The organism is Sphingosinicella microcystinivorans (assembly GCF_003634215.1).
Taxonomy (GTDB): Bacteria; Pseudomonadota; Alphaproteobacteria; order Sphingomonadales; family Sphingomonadaceae; genus Sphingosinicella; species Sphingosinicella microcystinivorans.
In genome coordinates this window covers 1,006,715-1,030,007 of sequence record NZ_RBWX01000007.1, presented here as the reverse complement: position 1 = coordinate 1,030,007, position 23,293 = coordinate 1,006,715, and the positions used below count along the sequence as shown (strand labels likewise).

Here is a 23,293-nt window from a genome sequence, read left to right as displayed (position 1 = left end):
AGCATTATGTTACATAATGATCGCACATGGGAACAATGTTCTTATTCTATCAAGCAGAGTGTTGAAATTTATTACGGCTTCTGCTCGAAACCAGCAAGGCATTCCCGGCGCGGTGAAAGGACCGCGAGGGCTATGCCCGAACCTGGGGAACCCTATGACAAACGTTCAATTCCGCACGAAGCTTTTGCTCGCGCTGGGCTGCTGCCTGCCCGCGCTCGCCACCTCCGCGATGGCGCAAACCACTGATACTGCGACCGAAGTCGATGGCGAGATCCTCGTTCTCGGCTCGCGCATTCCGCGCCTTGCGCAGGAAGGCCCGGCGCCCGTTACCGTCATCAACGCCGACGCCATTCGGGCGAACGGCTACACGAGTGTGCCGGACATCCTGCGCGCCGTTACCCAGAACGGCGGCGAGACGCAGAGTCAGCAATCTTTCAGCGGCGCGAGCTTCACACCCGGCGCGCAACAGGTGGATCTGCGCGGCCTTGGCCCGAACCACACGCTGGTGCTGGTGAATGGTCGACGCATCGCCGACTTCCCGCTGCCCTTCCAGGGCCGCAGCAACTTCACGGACATTTCCAACATCCCGCTCGGCCTCATCGAGCGCGTCGAGGTGTTGAGCGGCAGCGCGTCGGCCATCTACGGATCGGACGCGATCGCCGGTGTCATCAACTTCGAGCTGAAGAAGGAGGTGGACGGCACCACGCTGGATTACCGCCACGGCTTCACCGATCGCGGCGGCGGCGCCTCGCACCGCATCACCGCGACGAGCGGCTGGTCGAACGAGAATTTCCACATCATCGGCGGTATCGAATACACGCTGCAGAAACCGATCTGGGGTTATCAGCGCAACATCCAGGACAGCACCGCCGACAGCCCGACGACGGCCGCCCCTCTCGGCCGGCGCGTTTTCCTGCGTTATGATCCGGACAACGACGAATACGTCGATCCGGGCGCCGACACCTGTGCCGCGCTCGCCCACCTGAACGACGGATCAATCTATTATGCTTCGCGTCCGCGTTACGGCGCGTATGATCCGGTTCTGGACGACTACGGCCCCGGCTATTTCTGCGGCAGCAACACTTCGATCGGCTACGGCACGATCATTTCGCGCCGCGAAGGCTTCAACAGCTACGCGTCCGCCGGCCTCAAAGTTTCGGACAGCGCAGAGTTGTTCCTCGATGCGCAGTTCGGCATCAGCAAGGTCGCGCTGATGCCAGACGTGCTAGACTGGGGCTACCAGAATGCCGCCGGCAGCAGCGACACCACGTTCTTCAACAGCTTCGACGGCGTTCTCGACGACTGGTACCGCCAGTTCACGCCGGAAGAGTCGGGTGGTTTCTCGAACGTGATGACGCGCAATCGCCAGCAGACGTTCAGCATCACGCCCGGCATCAAGGGCAGCCTTGACGACAAGTGGACCTACGAAGTTTCGTTCAACCACAGCGAGTACAAGGCGAAGGTCAAGTTCCCGCAGATCATCGCTGCCAAAGCCAATGAGCTGTTCCTTGGCGATCAGCTCGGCACCGACGACGACAGCGGCTACCCGATCTTCAATGCCGATCCGGAACGTCTCTACACACCGCTGACGCAGGCGGAATACGACAGCATTGCCGTTTACAGCGTCTACGATCCGAAGAGCTGGACGGACAATCTTTCGGCCACCGTCTCTTCAACCGAACTGTTCTCGCTGCCCGCGGGGCCGGTCGGTTTCGCGGCGATCGCCGAGTTCGGGAAGCAGGGCTATGACCTCAACCCCGATCCGCTGGCACTGACGGACTATTATTATGGCCTGAAAGACAGCGACGGCCACGGCAAGCGCACACACTGGGCACTCGGCGGCGAGCTTCGCGCGCCGGTGACGGACTTTCTGCAGGTTTCGGCCGCCGGACGTTACGATCACTTCCGCTTTGCCGGAAATGGCATCGGCAAGTTCACGTACAACGCGGGCTTGGAGCTGCGTCCCGTTTCGACGCTGTTGCTGCGCGCCGCCTACGGCACAGGTTTCCGCGCGCCTGATCTGCACTACGTGTTCACGGGCCCGGGCAACACGCATCCTTCGGCAACCGACTATTTCATTTGCCGCAGCGACGATCCCGACCTTTCGCTGAGCGACTGCAGCGACGATTATTCGGGCCGCATCGTCGCCCAGCGCAATGGCAATCGCGGTCTGAAGCCAGAAACCAGCAAATCTCTCAACGCCGGAATCGTGTGGGCACCGTCGCGTCATTTCGATGTTTCGGTCGACTATTTCCGCGTGTCGCTTGCCAATCAGGTACAGGATATCAGCATCGATTCGCTGCTGCGCGCCGAGGCCGACTGCCGGCTTGGCGTGGATGCCAACGGTTCCCCGGTAGCGATCGATTCGCCGACCTGTGCAGACGCCATTGCCCGCGTCAGCCGCTTCGCGAGCGGCGTGAGCGAAGGCGAGATCGACTATGTCTCCATCAACCCGATCAACATCGCGCATGAGAAGACCAGCGGTATCGACATCGCTTTGCATGGACGCCTGCCGACAGACTTCGGCGAGTTCGCGCTCTCGCTGGCGCATACGCATGTGTTCAAACATACCTCACGCCAGTATCCGGGCGATCCGACCATCAACAGGCTGGCCGAAGACAGCGGCTACTACATGCCGCGCGACAAGACGACGGGCAGCATCACGTGGTCACTCGACGATCTGCGCTGGACGGTGGAAGGCAAGCGGCTCGGCAAACTGCCGAACTATGACGAGGACGCCTATATCAAGGCGAGCTACCTGTTCAACACGACGCTGCAGTACGACTTCACGGATCACCTCCGCGCGTCGTTCACCGTGACGAACGTGTTCGACAAGAACCCGGTGAAGGATCCGACCTACTCGGCGTATCCCTATTACGACATCAGCTGGTTCGACAGCGTGGGCCGCAGCTTCTACCTTCAGGTGACTTACAAGCTAGGCGGTTCGCCGCTGTAAGCGAGGAACGCTTTCGAGACGAACATGATCAGGGCGGGGCTTCGGCTCCGCCCTGAACGTTTCAGGCCTTCCAGACCTCGCGGAACAGGCGATCGAAGTTGCCGCCGATCACCTTTTCGATGACGCGCGCGGGGTATTTCGCACGGTCGAGTTCGGCGGCGATGATTTCCATGCGGCGGGCGCTGTTGAGATCAGGGACCGCAACCGGGCCATCGGCTTCCCCCGGCGCACCGATGCCGGCCTTCTGCCGCGCCTCGGCGGTCTTGCGCACGATATCCATGTAGGCCGGGGAGATGTCGACGGGCGTGATGCTCTGGTCGCTGCCGATGCCGACATGATCCTCTCCGCACAGGTTCAATGTGTGGACAAGATGCTTCATGAACAGCGCTCGCGAGGGCGAGACAGGGTCGCGGCCAAGGAACGGCATCAGATAGATGCCGACAACACCGCCCGTGTTTGAAACGGCGCGGAGTGCGGCGTCCGTCTGATTACGCTGGCTGGCATAAACGGCGCGGGCTCCGGTGTGCGAGCAGGTGATCGGCTTCGACGAGGACGCCGCCGCGTCTATCACCGTCTGCGGCGTGGCGTGGCCGGTATCGACGAGGATGCCGAGGCTGTTCATGCGCGCCACGGCTTCGCGACCAAGCGACGTGAGGCCTTCGTTATCCGGCGAGGAACTACCCGCGCCGAGCGGATTCTTGTCGTTGTAGGTGAGCTGCATGATCTTCACCCACAGGCCGTCGAACGTTTCGATGAGGCTCAGATCCTCACCGATCATGCCCATGCCCTGAAAGCCGAAGATGATGCCGAGCTTGCCTGCCTTCTTGGCGGCGGCAAGATCGGCATGGCGCTTCACGAGCAGGAAATGATCGGGATGCGCCTCGATATGGCGGAGCCATTTCGAGATTTCCTTCACCGTGCCTTCAAGCCCGCCCGGCTTACCCACCGTGAGGTTGACCGCGGTGATGCCCGAGGCGCGCACGTTCGCGAGCTTTTCGGGCGTGAGTTCGCCGGGCGGCGGATAGGGAACGTTCCACGTATCGGGGGAAGCGAGCGCATCGATGACGATCGCCTTCTTGTAAAGCGCCGCCACCGCCGGCGGCACTGTTTCGGCGGCGGCAGGCGCGATGCCCGCCAGTGCCGAAAGGCCGAGGCCCGCCGCGCCTGCCGCAAAGGCGCGGCGACTGATCTCGCTTTCCCCGATCATGTCCGCTCTCCCTAGCGCTTCGCGACGGCGTGGACGACGTCGACGTAGAACTTCTCCGCCTCCGTGATGCCCGCGACCTTCGAACCCGGCTTCGGATCGATGACGATGAACTCGTTTGGCGCGTGCGCGCCCGTACCGTAGCCGATGCCCGCCGAAACGATCGGCATCTTCAGGATATCGGTGAACACGTAATACGGCGCGCTGCCCGCAAGACGGGGCATGACGCTCGGCGTGATGCCGTATTTGCGATACGTGCCGATCACCGCCTGCACGAGCGGCTCCTTCACCGACGACTGCGCGGGCGGATAGCCCGACAGGCGCGTGAGCTTGATGTCCGTGAAGCCCTTCGCATCCAGATGGGCACGGATCAGGCGCTCGGATTCATCGGGCGTCTGGTTCGGCACGAGGCGCGAGTCGAACTTCGCGGTGAACTTGTGCGGCAGGATGGTCTTCGTGCCCTCGCCCGAATAGCCGCCCCAGATGCCGTCCATATTGAGCGTGGTGTTGAAGAGATACTGGGTGATCGCCTCGCGGCCGGACATGCCGTCGATCCACTTGTCGACGCCGAGCGACTTGCGCATCGCGGGCTCGTTCGCTTCCCACGCCGGGAGCACGCCGTTGATGAGTTCCTGCTCCTCCTGGTTCGGCTGGCGGATCGAATCGTAGAAGCCTGGGACAGTGATGACATTGCCGTCCGGCGAGGTGAGGCTCGCGATCGCCTGGGCGAGGCGGAGGCCCGGCGCATCGACGATGGCCTTCAGCGAGCTGTGGATCTCCGCCGTCTTCGGGCCGCCCTGCGGACCGCCCTGCGCTTCGAGTTCGAAATAGATGTTGCCCTTGACGCCGAGCGACATCTGCACGCCGCCCCCGAGCGTCTGCCCCATCATCGGGAAGAGGACCCCGCCGTTCGCCTGCTTCAGCCGGTCCTGATACTTGGCGATGAGATCCGGGTAGTGCGGCGAGCCGAGTTCCTCCTCGCCCTCCGCGAGCAGCATGATGTTCACGGGCAGCTTGCCCTCGGCCTTGATGATGGCTTCGAGCGCGTTCAGGAATATGCGCTGCGGGCCTTTCTGGTTGGTCGCGCCGCGCGCCATGAGGACGCGGCCGAGGTCGTGATCCTCGAGGATGGTGCCCGCGAAGGCATCGACGTTCCAGCCCACGGGCTCGATCGGCTGCACGTCGTACATCATGTAAACCGCGATCGTGGTCTTCGCGCCGGCATCATAATAGCCCCAGACTCCGGGGTGGCGCTTGGTGGGGGCGAGTTCGGCTTCCTTGAAGCCGAGCGCCTTGAGGTCGGCGATCAGCATGTTCGCCATGTCGTTCACGCCGTCGTTCTGGGCGCTGATCGAGCGCTGGCGCACCCAGCGCTGCACGTTCTCGATGTGCGCGGCCTTGTTTGCGTCGATGTATTTGTAAGCGGCGGCGTGCTTGCCCTTGTACGCCGCGACCTTGCCGGCGTCGTAGGCCTTCTCCGTGGTGAAGGGGAACTCGGGGCGCTTCACCTCCTGCGCGGTGGCGGAGAATGCGACGGCGGAAAGCGCGGCGGCGAGAAGCATGGACTTGCGGATCATCAGGTAAACTCCTTGAGGATTATTCTGCGGAAACGGCGGCGATCGGCGCGGGAACGGGCGGTGCCACGTCCGTTATACCGAGTTGCTTCCAGTTGATGAGGGCGTTGTAGAGCATCCGGAACTCGCCGAAGTTCTGCCAGCGCCAGACAGGGTTCGTGGCAAACATCAGGATGCGGCCCTCGCCCTGCGGTATGTTGAGGATCGCGGCGCGGTCCTTCACACCATCAGCGCCGCGCATGAAGCCGCTGAGCACGCCCTCCTTGCCGCCGGGGAATTCCATCATCACGCGGCCCTTCAGCCGATCCGGCACGCCGTAGAGCGTGTTCGACGCCCAGCGCACGGGCATTTCCGCCGCGTCGTAGCCGTAGAACACAGGGTTCTTCGGCTGCAACACCTTCGCCTTCACGATCGGGCCGGGCGCGTAGAAGTCGCCGGGCGCGCGCGTCGTGACGATGTCGTTCACAAGGCCGAACTCAACGGGCACGGCGCTCGCATCGCCCGTGGTGATGAGCGTGCCGCCCGCATCCACGAACTTCCGAAGCTCCACCATGCCTTCAAGGCCCATGCCGCCGCGCACGTCCTCCGACGACCCGTAGTCGCCGAGGAAGCGGTAACGGCCCGTCTTCGTGTAGGGCAGCGGCTTGCCCTTCATGGGAATATCGAAAACGATATCCTTCGTCGAACGGCCCTGCGTCGGCAGGATGATGACATCGTACTTGTCGCGGAGGTTGCCGGCGCGGACCTGCTCCTTGAAGACGAGGTCGTACGCGATTTCGTGCTGATCGAAGGCGTAGCGCACCCAGCCGACCTTCTCGCTCGACCCCCACGTGCTGAACAGCGCGGTGCGCGGCAGCGCGGTTTCGTGTGCGGCAGGGTTGCCGCTGACCGAAACGGCCTGCAGGCCCAGCGATTCCACGGCGGGCTTCAGCGTGTCGTAAGCGCTGCCGTCGACGAGGAGAGACCCCGCCGGGACGGTCTTGCCGCCAGCCTTGAAATCGGCCTCGGCGACACGGACCTTCGCGTCCTTCAAGCGATAGCGGAGCGTTGCGAGGCCGACCGAGCCGTTATCGAGCACCGCATAGGTGCCCGCGCCGCGACCCGAAATGCTGCCGCGCGGCGTGATGCGCTCGACAGGCGTCGTCGGGATATCGAGCGCGGCCTTGTCGTCCACCTCCTTGATGTCGACATGGGCCATCATGCCCATCGTCCACGCCGCATCGTCGTAGGTTCCGAGCTTCTCGTCCGGGTAATTGTCCTGCTTGCGGAGCAGAATTTTGGCGAGACGGCCGTAGGGCTGATCGAGCTTCACGACCAGCGAACCGGCCGGATAGCTGCCGCCCTTGAGCTTCACGCTCCGGTCGGCGCGGCCGACCTCGATCCCCTGCATCCGCAAGAGGTTCGTCACGAACGCAACCCGCGTTTCATCCTTCTGGCCCGCCGGGATGATATAGGCATAAGGCGCCTTGGTCTTGCCGTTCTCAACGGCGTTCGCGCTCTTCTTGTAGAAGTTTTCGAGGATGACATTCGGATGCTTGGCGGCGAGATCGAGCGCGGTCAGAACGCCTGTCTGCATGTAGTTGGTGTTGTTGCGCATCGACCAGACGACCTCCTTGTAGGGAGGGCTGGGACGATACCAGTCCCGCTTCGTCCAGTCGCCGCCGCGCACCGAGGTCTGCACCTCGGGCGCGACATGACGCAGCATCGTCGTCGCGCCGCCGTTGCCGAAGGTTTCGTACATGCGCAGCATGCCGTTGTGGTTCGACGACATGAAGGCGAGATAGCCCGGCGTCCACGCATCGACGAAGCCGTGCGTCCACACGCCGGGCATGCCGTATTTGGTGAGCTGCGCCATCTCGTAGTTCGCGAACCACGGCAGCTCCCCGAACAGGATCGGATCGAGATCGGGGTTCTGCGGCGCCTGCCCGCTGTACGTGTAGAGGAACGGCACCGATTCATGCAGCTCGTGCATCACCGGCGGGTGCCATTCCAGATAATAGTTCATCAGGTGGCGGGCGCTGACATCCGAGAAGTTAATGTCGCGGTTGTTGTCGTGATAGATGTACTTGCCCCAGTAAGGCGGGCCGCCGGGCTTATTGCGATCGTCAGTCTCGTCGATGAGGTTGCGGTAGTACCAATCGACGTAGCGGTCACGGCCATCGGCCTCCAGAACCGGGCTGAGCGCGACGACGACATTGTCACGAATGCCGCGGATCATCTCGCCTTCATCGGTCAGCAGGCGGTAAGTAAGCTCCATCAGCATCTCGGGCGGCCCGGTTTCGGCGCTGTGAAGCCCTGCAGACAGGTGATAGATCGGCTTCGTTCCCGCGATCACGGCAGGTGCGTCTGCGGCCGGCAGCTTGCGCGGATCGGCGAGCAGCGCGAGATTGGCCTTGTAGGTGTCGAGCTTCGCCAGGTTTTCTTCCGACGAGATCATCACCACGATATTCTCGCGGCCTTCCTCGGTCTTGCCGATCTCGATGATCTTTATGCGCGGCGATTTTTCAGCAAGCGCCCGGTAATACCCGACGATCTGATCGTAATAGTGCAGCACCTTCGGCGCGCCGATATGGTTACCCAGAATCTGTTTCGGAGACGGAACGGTGTCTGAAACCGGCAGATGGTCCACGAGCGGGCTGCTGAATTCCGGCTTCGTCGTCCACGCTTTCACGGATTTCGCGAAGTCCGCGTCCGTCGGCTGTGCCATCGCCGTCGTTCCAAGCAGCGCCGCAATCGCAACGCCGACCGCCATTTTAACCATCTTTGCCCCTCCACGCTAACGACAACACGACATCATTCGTCTCCCGCGGCAGCCGCCGAAGCCGTTTTGGCATCTCCTTGCGGAGACCTGATGCTTGATAGCATCAGGATTTCATCATTTTGTCGGGATACGCAACAATCATCTTGCCAAGCACGTGCCCTCGACTCAGAACGGCCCGCGGAGATTTGGGGCTCTATTCGGGCCCCCTCCCAAAATATACTGGCCAGCGTCTTCTCGGACATGGCCGAACAAGGGGGTTTGGCAAGCAAAAGTTTCTTCAAGGGCCGATCGAGTGGCCCTTTCATTCGCATAATCGATGTCCGGCAGATGGTTAAGCCGGACATGCGTAAAAGGAGATTTAGGGTGAGCAAGATGTTCAAAATGTCGTTTTTCCTGGCCGCCACGGCAATGGCCGGGGTGAGCGGGACGGCGGTCGCACAGGAGTCCTCCGGTGATGAAATCATCATTACGGCGCTGAAACGCGACACGAACCTGCAGGATACGCCGATCTCGATCTCTGCTGTTACCGGCGACACGATTGCGAATTCGGGCGTACAGAGCATCGCCGATCTCAATTCGAGCGTGCCGAGCCTTTCCTTCGTAGACGGCGGCCCGTCGCAGCGCCGCGTCGTCATCCGCGGCATTCAGGCCGCCGGTGAGCCGACGGTCGGCACCTACTACGACGAAACCCCGGTGACGGGCGTGATCGGCGCGGGCAACGATGCCGGCGGATCGACCCCCGAACTTCGCCTGTTCGACGTGGAACGCGTCGAGGTGCTGCGCGGCCCGCAGGGCACGCTCTACGGTTCGGGCTCGATGGGCGGCACGCTCCGCGTGATCTACAAGAAGCCGACGAGCGAATTCGACGCGGCGATCGACACCAGCCTTTCCGCGACGAAGCATGGCGGCGCCAACTTCGAAGGCAGCGCGATGGTTAACGTGCCGATCGTGCAGGACAAGCTGGCGGTGCGCGCCACGGGCTTCTACCGGAAGGCGGACGGCTACATCGACAACACGACGCTCGGCATCAAGGACATCAACGAGCAGAAGTATTACGGCGGACGCGTGCTGCTGCGCGCCACCCCGACCGACGATCTGACGATCGACGCGGCCTATTACATGAACCGTTCGCGGACGGACACGCCGTCGTGGACGCTGGAAGCCGGCAAGTATAACTCGGACGCGCTGACCCGCCAGCCGATGCGCGACGATGTCGACCTCTTCAGCCTGACGGCCGCCTATGATTTCGGCGGCGTGGTGCTGACGGCGGCGGGCTCCTACATGGACCGCGATATTTCGACGGTGAGCGACGTTTCGCGGTTCATCCGTTCGACGCGGACGGCGGCAGGCTGCGGTGCCCGCCTCAACGGCAGCGCCGCCATTCCCTGCGCCGGAACACAGCTTACGGACTATTATGCGCTGGTCGATGGCCAGTCGACGTCGGCGCTGTTCCCGCAGCAGAACATGGAAGCGTGGACGGCTGAGCTTCGCCTCAGCTCTGACGGCACGGGACCGCTCAACTGGACCGTGGGCGGCTTCTTCTCGGACCGCGACATCCACGTGGAAAATCCGCAGGTGAACGCAGATCCGGTGACGGGCGCGATCATCTATCCGCTGGAGATCGCAACGTCGCGCTACATCAACGACAGCCTTCGCCAGGTCGCGGCATTCGGTGAAGTCTCGTATGATGTAACCGACCGCCTCAATCTGACCGCGGGCGTCCGTTACTTCCGCTACGACAAGGACATCAACGGCGAGACGACCAAGGGCTCGATCCTTGTCGGCGCCGTCGTGCGTCCGCTGTCGTTCGTATCGACGGACGAGGACGGCACGGTGCTGAAGTTCAACGCGTCGTACAAGATCACCGACGACGTGCTGTTCTACGCCGAAGCCTCGCAGGGCTTCCGTCCGGGCGGCGCGAACCAGGTGATCGGCCTTGCGCAGGAACTGACGCCCTACACGTCGGACAGCCTCTGGAACTATGAGGCGGGCCTGAAGACGACGCTGCTCGATCGCAAGCTCACGCTCAACATGGACGTGTTCCAGATCGACTGGTCGGACATGCAGATCAGCACGCGCACGCCGAACGGCGCGTTCGCCTATATCGGCAACGCGGGCTCGGCGCGTATCCGCGGCTTCGAACTTGAAGGCTCGCTGCGGCCGATCGAAGGCCTCTCGATCTCCGGCAACCTCGCGTATCTCGACGCCAAGCTGACGGAAGACCAGCCGAACGCCGGTACGGCCGTTGCCCCGGCAGCCGGTTTCGACGGCGACCGCATTCCGTTCGTGCCGAAGTTCACGGCGGGCCTTTCGGCCCAGTATGTGTGGGCTCTGACGCAGGGTCTGAACGGCTTCTTCCGGGTTGACGCCAACCACGTCGGCGGCTCCTGGTCGGACTTCCGTCCCAGCTACGTGTTCACACGCTACATCGACGATTACGAAATCGCGAACGTGCGTATCGGCGTCGAGGCCGAGGACAATGCCTGGGGCGTGTATGCCTTCGTCAACAATCTGCTCGACGACACCGCGATCACACGCTCGGGATCGAACGGCATCTTGCAGAACCGCACGGTCGTCAACAGCGTGACGCCGCGCACGGTGGGCCTGAACTTCCGCGCCAACTTCTAAAGACGACGCAGTCAGCCAAAAAGAATGGGGCGGCAACCGCTGGGTTGCCGCCCCTTTTTTTGCCTTTGCGCCAGCCTATGCGGAGGCCAGCAGACTTTCGATCGGCTGGAACTCCTCGTCGATCCCGAACATGCGCGGGCCGAGGACTTCAAGGCTTTCCGGGCGGCGCAGCATCGGATCGGCACTGTAGCCGAGCACCTTCACGCGCTGGCCGTAAGTGAGCATTTCGCCCGTGAGCGGCTCGCCGGATTCGCGATCGAGGATGCTGATAAGATCGGGAACGATCGTGATCGTCTTGCCGTTCAGGCGGCAGACGAGGAATTCGTTCTGGATTTCGACAACACACTCGTCGGTTGAATCCTGGAGGCCCGTCATCGTCGCGCGGCCGAAATGCCAGCCGTCGCGCGTGTCGTGCGTGACGTCGGTGATCTTGCCGTCGAAGAGGATGCGTGCGGTGCGGCCATCCCAGCTGTTCAGATAATCGATCAGGCTTTCGAAGATATCGCGAGAGTCCTCGCGCGCCGTGCGGATCGCGCGGCCGATTTCCAGCGTCTGCGTAATCGTGCGCTGCACGGCGAAGGATTTCGCCTGCTTGCCCGTCATCGGATAGAGCGCGCCGAACGCCATGGCGCCCATCGCGCCGGTGACTACGCGGCAGAGATCCTCCGCCATGCGGTCGTCCACCGCTTCGATGGTGATGACATTGCCGGAATCGTCCATCACGATGCCCGGCGTCGCCTTGCAGCCGTAGATGCTGAACGTCGTCATCTCGATGTGCGGCACGGCGCGGCCGATGCCGTCCGCATCGAGCACCGGAATGCCGCTGATCGCGCCGAGCGCGAGCGGAAACATCGAATTCGCACCGCCGATCTCGGCGCTGATAAGCGCATCGACGCGGCGGCCATAGAAGGCTTCCGCACGCGCGAGGATACGGTGCAGCGTCTTTTCGCTGACGAGGTGCTCGACGATCACCGATGGCGCGCCGATGCCCGCGATGGAGAGCACGAACGCATCGTCCGGGATTTCGTCACACGAGAGGATTTTCGGGTAGCGACCGTTCTTGATCTGCGCGCGGACGAACAGTTCGCCGACATAAGGATCGCCGCCGCCGCCCGTACCGAGAAGCACGGCGCCGCGCGCCATATCCTGAATGTCCTGAACGCTATCGACAATGAACATGATGTGCCTTTCGAAACAGCGTGGGCTCAGGCGAGCGCCGCGAGCGGGCCGACAGCGCGGACCCTGATCTGGACGGAGCCGGATTTCATATGCGTCATCGGAAGCTCGATGATCTCGACAATCTCCACCTCGCCTTCGAGCGCACCCGCTTCAACGGCGGCGTCAGTCGCTTCCCTGCGCGCCAGTTCGAGCGCGGCTTCTCGGCCGAGCGTGCCGACGTCGTAGAGCTTGTCGACACGGCCGCTGACGAGCGCGATGGCGGCGCCGACAGCGTTTGCGACCTCGGCGTGCGCGGGCTTCAACACTTCGGACGTGCCCTTCAGCGCGCGCGAGATGAGGATGCTGCCGCCGCCGACGAGAACGAGGGGGAGCGGATGGTTGCTCGTCTTGATCTGGTCGATCGCGTCTTCGATCTGCAGATGCAGATTGTCGAGCGCGGCCTCCACGGTTTCATCGGGAAGATGCGCGACCTTCGCGGGGTCGCCGATCTGGGCCTGCCCGGCGCGAACGGCAATGTCGCTCGCGGTAAGCGTTTCGCCGCCGAAGATGAGACCTTCCTCGGCGAGGCGGAAGCCGACAGAGTCGGGGCCGACCGTCCATCCATTCTTGCCCTTGCGGACGAGGCTGCCGCCGCCGATGCCGATCGACAGAACGTCGGGCATACGGAAGTTTGTGCGGACGCCGCCGATGTAGTTCGCCGCGGTCGTCTCGCGCGGGAAGCCGCGCAGGAGGAAGCCGATGTCGGTGGTGGTACCGCCGATGTCGGCGACGACGGCCTCGTCGAGCCCGGTGAGGAACGCCGCGCCGCGGATGCTGTTCGTGGGGCCGGCCGAGCAGGTGAGGATGGGGAACGCCGATGCGGTTTCAGTGGTGATCAGCGTCCCGTCGTTCTGGCTGATGTAGATCGGCGCGTTGATTTCAAGGTCGGCGATCGCCGTTTGCAGCGAGCCGATCACCTTTTCGGAAAGCTCGGCGAGCGTCGCGTTGATAACGGCTGCGTTCTCGCGATCGATGAGGCCGAGGCCACCGACCTTCGAGGAGATCGTGATGCGCGCATCGGGCATCACCGCCTGCACGACGACGGCGGCCTTTTCCTCGATATCCGGGCGGATCGGCGCGAAGTTCGCGGAGATGGCGACGGCCTTCAGCCCCTTGGCGCGGGCATCCTCCGCAGCGGCGCGGAGCGCGTCTTCGTCGAGCGGGGCATAATCCTTGCCCGTATAGAGCGCACCACCGCCGACCATGTAGATGTGCGAGCCGGCGACCTCGACGAGATCGTCCGGCCAACCTGCGAGCGGGGGCACGCCGTCCGCTTTCGGCAGCGAGACGCGGAAGATGGCGACAGGCGCCAGCCCCTTGCGCTGCACGAAGGCGTTCACGAACTGCGTCGTGCCGATCATCACCGCTTCGATCGAAGCGCGATGCTCGGGCGCCTTGTCGAGGATCATGCGCACGGCATTGACGACACCGCTGCGCACGTCTGCGGTCGTGAAGCTCTTCGCCGTCGCCAGCACCTCGCGCCCGCGCATCAGCACCGCATCGGTGTTGGTGCCGCCGACGTCGATGCCCAGCCTGTATCCGCTGCCGCTCATGTCAACCTTTCGAAATAGAATGCGTGACGGCGGGCGCCCGGGAGCGCCCGCCAAGACTGTCAGAACTTCACCTTGGCTTCCACGCCATAGGTGCGCGGCGTGCCGCGATAGCCGATCGCGACATCGAGACCGGAATATTTCGGCTGGAAGAATTCGGAATAATACTTCTCGTTGAAGATATTCCGCGCGAAGGCATAGAGGCCGTAGTTTCCGAACTCGACGCCCATGCGCGCGTTGAGAAGGTCATACGGATTCTGCACCGAAGCGTTGTCGGCGTCCCAATACTTCTTGCCGATGTGCTGATGCTCGATCCGCACGAACCCCGCCACGGTCTCGCTGAGATCGCCGCGATACTGGATCGAACTGTTGATCGACAGCGGCACCGTGCGCGGCGAATGATTGCCCACGTCGGACGGGAACAGGCTGCGCTTGATCTCGCTGTCGGTGGTGCCGACACCGAAGCTCGCATCAAGCCCAGGCGCGAGTTTTGCCATCGCCTCGATCTCGAAGCCCTTGATCTGAACCTTGTCGATCGTGTCGATGATCTGCGATGCGGTCGCTGCATCAACGTAGAAGTACTGGTAGTTCTTCACGTTGGTGAGATAGGCGGCGCCGTTCAGCGTGAGCTTGCGATCGAACCACTGCGTCTTGAAACCGACCTCGAAGTTATCGAGCGTTTCGGCGTCGAACACCGGCACGGTGACATTCGGCGCGTTGAAGCCGCCCGAACGGAAGCCGGTGCTGTAGGTGGCGTAAACGAGACGCCCGTCTTCCGGTTTCCACGTCAGCGTCACCTTGGGCTGGACGCGGTCGAACGAGGTCTTGCGGACGGCGCCGGTCACGACGTTCGTCTGCTCGCGCTTGTCCTCGTCGTAGCGGATGCCGCCGGTCAGCGTCAGCGTCGGCGTCAGGTCGTAATCGACCTGCGCGAACGCCGCATAGGCGTTGTTGTCGTTCGTTTCATTGTTGTTGGCGATGAGCAGCGCGGTGTTATCAAACTGATCGCTGCCGTCGATATCGATAAAACCGCGCGTGACGAGCGCACGATCGGTGTTCAGATAATACAAGCCAACGAGCCAGCGGAAATCCTGATCGCTCGCGGAAACGAGGCGCAGTTCCTGACTGAAGGTTTCGAGCTTGGCGTTCTGCCCCTGCCCTGCCTGGAAGCCGAGACCGAAGATACCGCCCGGTGAATCCACGGGATTGCGGAAATCGAGATCGGCCCTGTTGTTCTGCTGGAACTTCGCCCAGGCGCTGATGCCCGTAAGCGTCGCGAAGCCGAAGTCGTAATCGAACTTGCCGGTGAGATCGACGCTGTCGCCTTCCGCGTACGCCGGGAAGTTGAACTGCGGGTTCACGAAGTCGCGCGGAATGCCGGAGAACACGGCTGCGTAGCTGTTCGAACCGCCCCGGAAATCGCTGTATTCGGCACGAAGGTCGAAGGTCAGCAGATCGGTCGGCTTCAGGATCATACGGCCGCGCAGCGAATAATCGTGATCGATATAATCGACGTGATCGCCGCGGAAATCGTTCTTCACGAGGCCGTCGGACGACGTGTAGCTGCCCGAAACGCGGAGCAGAACCTTGTCTTCGACCAGCGCGCCCGAAACGCCTGCAGAAACGTCGATCGTGTCGCCGTTCGCATAGCCGAGATTGACGAAACCTTCGAGTTCGTTGCCCGGCGCTTTCGTCACCACGTTGATGGCGCCGCCCACGGCGTTACGGCCGTAGAGCGCGCCCTGCGGGCCCTTCAGAACCTCGATACGCTCGATATCGAACAGAGTGACGCCGAGCTGCTTCTGGTTGGTCTGCGGCACGCCATCGAGCACGAAGGCGATGGGCGGATCGGCGTTGTTGATCTGGGTGAGACCGCGCATCGTGATGAAGTTGCTGCGATAGGTATCGCCGCGGTCGTAAGTGATGTTCGGCACCTGCGCGATGATATCGGACGTCGATTTAATACCCGCATCTTCGACCGCCTGCGCGGTGAACGCCGTCACCTGGATGGGAACGTTGCGGAGCGGTTCGGCACGCTGCTGCGCGGTGATGATGATCTCGTCGCTTTCGGCGTCCTGCGCCAGCGCCGCGCCCGGCAGTATCGCCAGTGCCGCCGACGCCAGAAAAGCCGTTCTCAGGTTACGACCCGTCATTTCCGTTACCCCTTTTTGCTGTTTTCCCTGCACGCACATATTCGCGCACAGAGGAAAGGCGCGCGACGCCGGAGTCGGGTAGTCAGAGGCGCTGTCGGGTGGCGGGACCGCCTATTTCTCCTGCGCGCGCGCCACTGCGGCCTTGCGGCTCGATACGCCGAGCTTGGCGTAGATCTTCTTGAGATGGAATTTGATGGTGTTCTCGGTGAGCCCGAGACGTCGCGCGATCAGCTTGTTGGACGCGCCCTCGGCGAGATGCGCGACAATCTCCGACTCGCGGTCGTTGAGTGCATCGGGAGAGAGATACTGGGGCTTGGCTTTCAAGGCCCTGAGAACCGTCTCCGCATGGTGCTGTTCGAGCGGCGAGGCCGCGCGCTTCGCTATGCGCTCCATGATTGCGCGGACCGCACTGCCTTCTTCAACGAACGGAGACAGAATCTCCTCGGCGAATGCATGGTGCACCGCCGTGACCATCGCTTCATCGGCGCCGGCTTCGTCGCCCAGCCGGTCGCGCACCAGCGACAGTAGAACATAGCCCTTCACCATCGTGACGAGGCGCTCGCCCGTACGCCCCTCCTCGATCATCGCGCGGGCACCCTCCCCCGCCGCCGCGACGCGTCCGCGCGCGAGATCGATGAGGATGCGGGCCTGCATCGCGAGGTCACGCGTCCGCCAGGGAACATGGCCCGCATCGACTGCGAGTGTCCGCGCGATCGCCTCCGCGCTGTCGATACCGCCGCTACGAAAGCGGTAGATCGCCTCCAGGGACTTCAGCAGGTCTGTAACGCAAAGGAGCCCCTGATTACCGAGCCGCGTCCGCAGTTCGGCGATGACGCGAAGCGCAGCGGGAAGCCCACTGCGACGCCACGCGACATCGACGATGATCGGCCAGGTAACGGCATATTGATCGTACCACGCCTCCCCGGCGCCGAACTGATCGAAGGCGACGCGCACGAGATCCGCCGCGCTCTCCCGGTAGTGCCGCAGATAATCCACCGAGGCGAGCGCCATGCGCGCGGTTGCCGTAACCGTCACTTCGATCCCGCCTGCGCCGCGGCGCCGAAGCGTGGCGGCCGCAAGTTCCGAAGCTGTTTTCAGCGAACCGTGCGCGAGTGCGATCAGCACGTCGTGCGTCGTCAGATGCTGTTCGGCGAACGGCAACATGCCGATTGCCTGATACGTCTCTCGCGTGCGGATCACGGACTGGTGCGCCGCATGGAGATCGCCGCGCATCTGGTACATCACGACCATCGTATTCTCGCACCATGCCCAGAACAGCGGCATATCCGGCGCCAGCGCGCGCACCCTATCAACCTCCGCCTCGCGCGTCGGTGCTATCCCGTTGATGTAGCATTCGAAGAGCAGGTCAAGGGCGTGGCCTTCGAGCTCGAGCTGCTCGCCGTGCCCGGTGGGATCGTCGAGGAAGCCGCCAGTGCTCTCGCGGATACGGCGCAGCCAATTGCTCGCCTCGCCGAAATACCCTGCCTTGAAGTGAGCAAGCGCGGCCATCAGTTGCAGGCGCGGCTGGGCTTCCAGGACCTCCTGCGGCGTCTCGCGCAGGATCGCGCGAAGCTCGCCCGCCCCATATGTAAGGAAGATGAGGATGAACGGAATCCCGCCCAGCGTTTCCATCATCGTGGCGCGGTCGCCCGCAAGATCGTAGTGGCGAACCGAAGCGGCATAGCGCTGCTGCTGCCAGAGCCAGTCCGCCGCGCGCCTGTGAAGCCGCGCCGCATGATCGGGGCTGCGATTGAGGCGAGCCTGCGCATAATCCGACAGCAGCGGATGCAGCCGCCACGCCGGTTCGCCCTCCGATTCCGTCCGCTGGACAAGCGTGGGCAGCTCCGCCTCCACCTCTTCTAGCAACGCCGCGCTATCGCGCCGGTCGCGCACGTAATCGGCGAGGCTCGCCTCGACATAATCGAACGGCGACAGCTCGGTGAGCAGTGTCTGGCTGTGCTCGGCGAGCATCGCGAATACCTGTTCGGCAAGGTAATCGGCAACCTCGTCGACCTGCCCGCTGAAGCGCGGCATCCGCGCCGAGACGCCCATCCGCCCGCGCCAGAGGCGGTAAAGCTGGACGGCGACGGGCCAGCCCTCGGTCTGCTCGGCGATCGCCGCGAGTTCGGGCGCATCGGCGGGGAGACCGAGCGCCTCGCCAAGCTCCGCATCGCTGAGCCGAAGCTCGGCCGGATCGATGATGCGGACAATCCCCTGCGTGCGCAGCACCGAGACGGCGAGCGAAGGCTTGCGCCGGGTCGCCAGCACAAGATGCACCCAATCGGGCAACGCATCCGTCATTTCCTCGACGAGGCGCGCGATCGCTGGGTGATCGACGCGGTCGAAATCGTCGATGATGAGCACGATCGGGCGCTCGTCGCGATCAAGCTGCAGCAGGATCGCATCGAGCATAGTCGCCGCGGGACTGTCCCCGGTCTTGGGCCGCACGGCATCGCCCATCTCGACCCCGGCGGCGGCGAGCGAACGGGCGATCATTTCCAGGAACACATCGGGCTCGCGATCAAGATCGGACGCGGTGTACCACGCCGCCGCGATGCCCTGCTGCGTGAGCCGGTGCCACCACTGACCGAGCGCCGTGCTCTTGCCGTAACCGCGCGGGCCGACGACGATCGTGAGCTTGCCGGCGCGGGCGACATCGAGCGAGCGCAGCACGAGTTCGCGCGTGGCAAGCGGCGCGCGCTGCACCGGCGGGCGCAGACGGCGGCGGCTCGCCCGTTCGCGCGCGCCGGACCGTTCCGTTTCGCGGGGTTCGGCCGCTTCGTTCAAACCCGGTCCTTTACGTTCGGCCCTTTCCGGCCCCCATCAGCAACGCGCCGATCAGGCAGGCGCCGCCCGCGACCAGCCCAAAGGCATTCCAATCGGCGGCCACGACGAGCGGCACAGCAAGCGCCGGGCCGAGCGCGCTTCCAAGCATCAGGAACGCCGGCGCCGCGCCAGCGTGCCGTGCGTCCCCGAGATTTCCGGCGCGCGCGATCACATAGGGTAAACCGAAACCGGGGAGCAAGACCAGCGCCGCGGTCGCTGCCGCGAACAACCACAGCCCCTGCGCCTGCGCGATCAGCACCACGTCCGCCGCGAGCAGGAGGCTGAAACCCAGAACCGGCACGCGCAAACCCGCGCGCTCTCCAAGCATCCGCGACAGCAGCGGCCCAACCATCATGACGACCGCGCATGCGGCCATGATCTTGCCCACAAGCTGCATATCGAAGCTCTTGGCGGCGCCGAGCGGGAAAATGGAGTTCCATGCCATGCTCTGCCCCACGAACATCACCGCAAGGCCGATGAGAACGAGCAAGGCGCGCGGGATGGGGCGAAAGCCGGCGTTGTTCTGTTCGACCTTGCCGTGCAGGCCTGCCGCCGCCGCGAGAAGCGCGCACAGCGCCGTCGCGGCGAGCCCCCCGAATACCGCCACATCGCCAACCGCTTCAACGAGCGGGGGCAGCGCGAGGTAAAACAGCGCGGCAAAGCAGGCGAGACCGATCTGCATGGTGGCAAGCGTCTTTTGCGCGTCGACGCGCTGCGCCGCGAGGGCCGTTGCGGTCGCCAGCACGGCACCGAGCGCAAACCCCGATAGCAAACGGCCCACAACGAACGCTGCATCGAAGGTGAGCATTGCGAGAAGGTTGGCGACGACCGCTACGGCTGCTGCGCCAAGACAGAGTGGCCGCGCCCCGATCCGGCCCGCTATGGCCGCAGCGCCAAGCGTGCCAAGGCCGATGGCCGCGATCTCGCCCGACGCCACCACGCCGGCAAGCTCGCCCCTTGCCCCCGATGCCGCAAGCCAGAGCGGAATCGCCGTCGTTCCCGAAAAGCCCGCGATGTTTCCCGCGACGAGGCTGAAGACCGCGCTTTGACGCTCCGACGCGGACGGCTGCGGCTCAGACAAGAGCGTTCCGGCGGATGCGTCCGTCCGCAACGATCAATGCGAGCCGGTCCTGATGTTCGAGAACGGAAATATCCTCAAGCGGGTTGCCATCCACCACCAGCAGGTCGGCAAACGCCCCCTGCGCGATCGTGCCCAGTTTCCCTTGCATCCCGAGCAGGGACGCGTTCACCGACGTCGCCGAACGCAGGATTTCTTCGGCGCTCATGATCTCGCGGCGGAGCGCGAACTCCCGGGACTGGCGGTCCATGACCGAACCGAGCAGATCGGTGCCAAAGCCGATCTTCGCGCCGGCTTGCCGCAGGCGATCAAGCGAGGTGGCTGCAAGATCGCCGACCTCCCGCACCTTCGCCAGGGCGGCCGTCGGCAAGCCCATCGACGGGCCAACGGCGCGGATCGCATCGATGATCGCCAGCGTCGGGACGGCGAAGGCATCGTGCTCCACGATTGCGGCGACACCGTCTGCTTCCAGCATCGTCGCGTGCTCGATGGAACGCACGCCGTTCTTCACGCAGCGGATCGCGGCCTCGTTCGTGTGCGCATGCGCCATCACGTAGGTGCGCCGGGTGGCGGCCTCCTCGACCGCGACCCGGATCTCCTCGTTGCAGAACTGGTTCATCCAGATGGGGTCGCTCGGCGAAAGAACGCCTCCGGAGACGAACAATTTGATCTGATGCGCGCCGCGCCGCAGCTGTTCACGCACCATCTTGCGCATCTCGTCCGGCCCATCGACGACGACCGACAGTGACCCGCAATAGGCGCAGGCGCAGCCTTCGAAGTGATCGGGATCGCGCATGTCGCCGTGCCCGCCGGTCTGGCTGATCGCGAGGCCGGGGTAGAACAGGCGCGGGCCGTTGATGAGGCCCTTCGCCAGCCCCGCCGCAAGCACATGATCGCCGCCCGCCGCATCGCGCACGGTCGTAAAGCCGCGCTGCAAGGTATCTTCCATGATCCGGCGTGCATGAAGCGCGCGTAGGCCGGGCGGCATCCTGTCGATAGCCGCCGGATTCGCCTCCGCGCCGTAGCAATGGAAGTGCGCATCGATGAGGCCCGGCATCGCGAAACGCCCGCAGCCATCAAGGCGCTGCGTGTCCGATCCGGTTACGGGCTTGTCGGAAACCTCGCGGATCGCGCCGCCTTCAACGACGATCGACATGCCCTCGCCGAGCACAGCTTCCCCGTCGAAGACGGTCACGTTCTCGATGATCAGCGTCATGGGTGCAGGTTCCTGTATCTTGCGCCGCGCCGCAAAGGCCGCAGCGGGTGGTGACGACGAAATCGGGGTGGCAGCTCAGCCAAGGGCAACGGTCACGTCTGCGGATGCCGGACGCGCGCAGCAGAGCAGAACACGGTCCGCAGCGAGCGGCATGGCGGGAGACGGCGAATGCTCGACACTGCCCGACACGAGCGTGCTTTCGCACGCGCCGCAGCTTCCCCAGCGGCAGCCGAACGCAGGGGTAAGACCGGCGGCTTCGGCGAGGTCGAGCAGGCTTGGGTTCGCGGCCTGCGTCCATTCCGCGACGGTGCCGCCAAAGTCCACGCGCGCCCGGGCGATGGTGGGAGCGGCGTCTGCCGCGCCGGGCATGAACGATTCCGATCGCACCTGCCCGGAAGGAACGCCCATCGCGGCGAGCGCCTCGCGCACCATCGCTTCGAATGGCGCCGGGCCGCAGATGTAGACGTCACTGAAAATGCCTTCGAGCTCGACGTCGCGGCCGAAGGGGGCCGTCTTGTAGGCAGGCGCGAGAATTTCGCGCAGGCGGTCGGGCGTAAGCCTTCCGGGTTCGTGCCCGGCATCGCTCTCGCGCGGCGCGGAGTAGAAGACGTGGGCGAGCGCCGCATCTTCGCCTGCCGCAGAGAACACGTGTGTTTCGCCGCACCGCGTCTGGTGAATCCAGACAAGCGGCGGCTGCACGTCCTGCCGCGCCCGGTGCGCCTTCAGCATCGCAAGCATCGGCGTGACGCCGATACCGGCACTGATGAGGACGACGCGCATGAAGCCATCCCGCTTCAGCGTGAAACGCCCTGCCGGCGGACGCGCCCACACGGTGCCGCCGCGCGCGCCGATCTCGTGGAGCCGCGCCGAACCCGACCCGCCCGCGATACGCTTTACGGTGAGACGGTACTGCTTCGGCGTATCTTCGTGATCGGAAAGCGTCCAGCTGCGGACCGGCGCATCGTTGCCGTTGCCCAGCCGGACGGTGAGGAACTGCCCCGCGAGCGCCGGGGCCAGCGGGACATCATCGAGCGGCGTGAGCGCGAAGGAGGCGACGTCCTGCGCCTCGTCACGCAGCTTCACGGCACGGAACGGACGCCAGCCGCTCCAGCGGCCGGTCTTGAGACGCGCCATGTCTTCAAGACCCGCGATGCGCTTCGCGAGCATGCCGCGCGCCTGTCCGCCGAGCCAGGGGTTGGCCAGCGCATCGCGAAGCGCCTGCGGATCGGCCTCGCGCGCGACGAGCAGGCGAGAGAGATCGCCGACGGTGATCGCCGAAGCATCGGGCACCTCTATCGTGGCGACGTCTCCGGCGCCGACCGGCCCCGGGGTTTCGACCGCGAGGTAGAAGCCGATATGGCCGCTTTCGATCATCGGTCCGAGCACGCTGTCAGGCTGATCCATGCGCCACGCGAACTTGAAGCACGGAATGCGCGGCGAGGTCACGCGGAACACCGCGCCGCCGATGCGGACGATATCGCCAATGCGCAGGGTGTTTTCATCGAAACCGGAAACGACGATGTTCTCGCCGAAGCGACACCAGTCCCACGCTTCCCGGTCGACGCCGAAGCGCGCGGCCCACATGTCGTAGTGTTCGCTGGGCGAGGCGAGGACGGCTTCGGTATGCACCGCTGTTTCATTGTCATCCGGCCCCTCGGGACCGAACCACAGCGCGCCGGGTGCTGGGCTGCGCACGATCGAGGTGAAGGTTCGCTGCCCCCTCACATCCTGCCACACCGGCCTTGCCGTGCTGACAGCCGCTACTCTCCGCTCGATCCCCATGGAGCGAGGATAACGCCTGCGCGGGTTGCGACAATCCGGCGCGGTGGGTGATCCCTCACCGGTTCGGGTAGCACGCTAGCCCGCGTTGTCGGCGAGATCCATGAAACGGCGCGCGGCCTCGCGCTCGTCCGCATCCTCGAATGCGTCGAGATCGGGCGCGTCGCCCAGCATGTACATCAGCGCCCACAGCGCAAAGCGTCGCCCGGCATTTGTTTCGAGGCCGAAGTCGACGCGCATGCGGTCAAGGCCGGCAGAGAGCGCCGAGGCGTTGAGCGCATCGATCTCGGCGGTGCCGAAGTAGCGGAACAGAAGATCGTGAAAGTCCATGCACTCCCATAGCCCACGCC

Annotated in this window: 13 protein-coding genes; 2 read left to right on the top strand and 11 right to left on the bottom strand. The window is 64.1% G+C overall.

All coding sequences use genetic code 11. The features are described 5' to 3' along the window. Window positions 1-154: 154 nt before the first annotated feature. A complete protein-coding gene (locus DFR51_RS05020; protein WP_121047898.1) occupies window positions 155-2,956 on the top strand; it encodes a TonB-dependent receptor plug domain-containing protein in 2,802 nt (933 codons plus the stop codon). Window positions 2,957-3,017: 61 nt separating this feature from the next. On the opposite strand, the gene DFR51_RS05015 is transcribed toward DFR51_RS05020, so the two are convergent. Genes DFR51_RS05015 through DFR51_RS05005 form a run of 3 tightly spaced genes read right to left on the bottom strand, consistent with a single transcriptional unit; the run spans window position 3,018 to window position 8,486 of the window. After that, window positions 3,018-4,163 carry a dipeptidase gene (locus tag DFR51_RS05015; protein WP_121047897.1) on the bottom strand — a complete coding sequence of 382 codons (1,146 nt, stop codon included), beginning with the start codon at window positions 4,161-4,163 and terminating at the stop codon, window positions 3,018-3,020. A gap of 11 nt (window positions 4,164-4,174) precedes the next feature. Then, window positions 4,175-5,737 (bottom strand): M20/M25/M40 family metallo-hydrolase, encoded by a 1,563-nt coding sequence (locus DFR51_RS05010; RefSeq protein WP_121047896.1) that lies wholly within the window; start codon window positions 5,735-5,737, stop codon window positions 4,175-4,177. 19 nt (window positions 5,738-5,756) lie between these two features. Beyond that, entirely contained in the window at window positions 5,757-8,486 is a 2,730-nt protein-coding gene (locus DFR51_RS05005; protein ID WP_243445383.1) for a M14 family zinc carboxypeptidase, read from the bottom strand. A 381-nt stretch (window positions 8,487-8,867) separates the two neighbouring features. Here DFR51_RS05005 and DFR51_RS05000 point away from each other — a divergent pair, with 381 nt between their 5' ends. Beyond that, entirely contained in the window at window positions 8,868-11,123 is a 2,256-nt protein-coding gene (locus DFR51_RS05000) for a TonB-dependent receptor (RefSeq protein WP_121047894.1), read from the top strand. 75 nt (window positions 11,124-11,198) lie between these two features. On the opposite strand, the gene DFR51_RS04995 is transcribed toward DFR51_RS05000, so the two are convergent. The 8 genes from DFR51_RS04995 to DFR51_RS04960 form a co-directional block, all read right to left on the bottom strand. Continuing rightward, complete coding sequence (locus DFR51_RS04995) at window positions 11,199-12,302, bottom strand: DUF917 domain-containing protein (RefSeq protein WP_121047893.1); 1,104 nt, start codon at window positions 12,300-12,302, stop codon at window positions 11,199-11,201. A gap of 26 nt (window positions 12,303-12,328) precedes the next feature. Beyond that, on the bottom strand, window positions 12,329-13,894 hold the full coding sequence (locus DFR51_RS04990) for a hydantoinase/oxoprolinase N-terminal domain-containing protein (RefSeq protein WP_121047892.1): 1,566 nt from the start codon (window positions 13,892-13,894) through the stop codon (window positions 12,329-12,331). 59 nt (window positions 13,895-13,953) lie between these two features. Then, on the bottom strand, window positions 13,954-16,044 hold the full coding sequence (locus tag DFR51_RS04985) for a TonB-dependent receptor (protein ID WP_243446541.1): 2,091 nt from the start codon (window positions 16,042-16,044) through the stop codon (window positions 13,954-13,956). A 111-nt stretch (window positions 16,045-16,155) separates the two neighbouring features. After that, window positions 16,156-18,831 (bottom strand): LuxR C-terminal-related transcriptional regulator, encoded by a 2,676-nt coding sequence (locus DFR51_RS04980; protein WP_121047891.1) that lies wholly within the window; start codon window positions 18,829-18,831, stop codon window positions 16,156-16,158. Window positions 18,832-18,841: 10 nt separating this feature from the next. Next, window positions 18,842-19,951 (bottom strand): hypothetical protein, encoded by a 1,110-nt coding sequence (locus DFR51_RS04975; RefSeq protein WP_121047890.1) that lies wholly within the window; start codon window positions 19,949-19,951, stop codon window positions 18,842-18,844. Continuing rightward, entirely contained in the window at window positions 19,944-21,164 is a 1,221-nt protein-coding gene (locus DFR51_RS04970) for a metal-dependent hydrolase family protein (RefSeq protein WP_121047889.1), read from the bottom strand. The genes DFR51_RS04975 and DFR51_RS04970 overlap by 8 nt, the downstream gene beginning before the upstream one ends. 75 nt (window positions 21,165-21,239) lie before the next feature. Continuing rightward, a complete protein-coding gene (locus DFR51_RS04965; protein ID WP_121047888.1) occupies window positions 21,240-22,946 on the bottom strand; it encodes an MOSC domain-containing protein in 1,707 nt (568 codons plus the stop codon). 75 nt (window positions 22,947-23,021) lie between these two features. Next, window positions 23,022-23,273, bottom strand: a complete 252-nt coding sequence (locus DFR51_RS04960; RefSeq protein ID WP_121047887.1) for a hypothetical protein — start codon at window positions 23,271-23,273, stop codon at window positions 23,022-23,024. Between the last annotated feature and the right edge of the window lie 20 nt (window positions 23,274-23,293).

What these genes read in the sequence shown, in the direction of transcription:
- DFR51_RS04960 (WP_121047887.1), bottom strand. Translation starts at nt 23,273, where the DNA reads ATGGACTTTCACGATCTTCTGTTCCGCTACTTCGGCACCGCCGAGATC.
- DFR51_RS04970 (WP_121047889.1), bottom strand. Translation starts at nt 21,164, where the DNA reads ATGACGCTGATCATCGAGAACGTGACCGTCTTCGACGGGGAAGCTGTG.
- DFR51_RS04995 (WP_121047893.1), bottom strand. Translation starts at nt 12,302, where the DNA reads ATGTTCATTGTCGATAGCGTTCAGGACATTCAGGATATGGCGCGCGGC.
- DFR51_RS04990 (WP_121047892.1), bottom strand. Translation starts at nt 13,894, where the DNA reads ATGAGCGGCAGCGGATACAGGCTGGGCATCGACGTCGGCGGCACCAAC.
- DFR51_RS04965 (WP_121047888.1), bottom strand. Translation starts at nt 22,946, where the DNA reads ATGGGGATCGAGCGGAGAGTAGCGGCTGTCAGCACGGCAAGGCCGGTG.
- DFR51_RS05010 (WP_121047896.1), bottom strand. Translation starts at nt 5,737, where the DNA reads ATGATCCGCAAGTCCATGCTTCTCGCCGCCGCGCTTTCCGCCGTCGCA.
- DFR51_RS05020 (WP_121047898.1), top strand. Translation starts at nt 155, where the DNA reads ATGACAAACGTTCAATTCCGCACGAAGCTTTTGCTCGCGCTGGGCTGC.
- DFR51_RS04985 (WP_243446541.1), bottom strand. Translation starts at nt 16,044, where the DNA reads ATGACGGGTCGTAACCTGAGAACGGCTTTTCTGGCGTCGGCGGCACTG.
- DFR51_RS05005 (WP_243445383.1), bottom strand. Translation starts at nt 8,486, where the DNA reads ATGGCGGTCGGCGTTGCGATTGCGGCGCTGCTTGGAACGACGGCGATG.
- DFR51_RS05015 (WP_121047897.1), bottom strand. Translation starts at nt 4,163, where the DNA reads ATGATCGGGGAAAGCGAGATCAGTCGCCGCGCCTTTGCGGCAGGCGCG.
- DFR51_RS05000 (WP_121047894.1), top strand. Translation starts at nt 8,868, where the DNA reads ATGTTCAAAATGTCGTTTTTCCTGGCCGCCACGGCAATGGCCGGGGTG.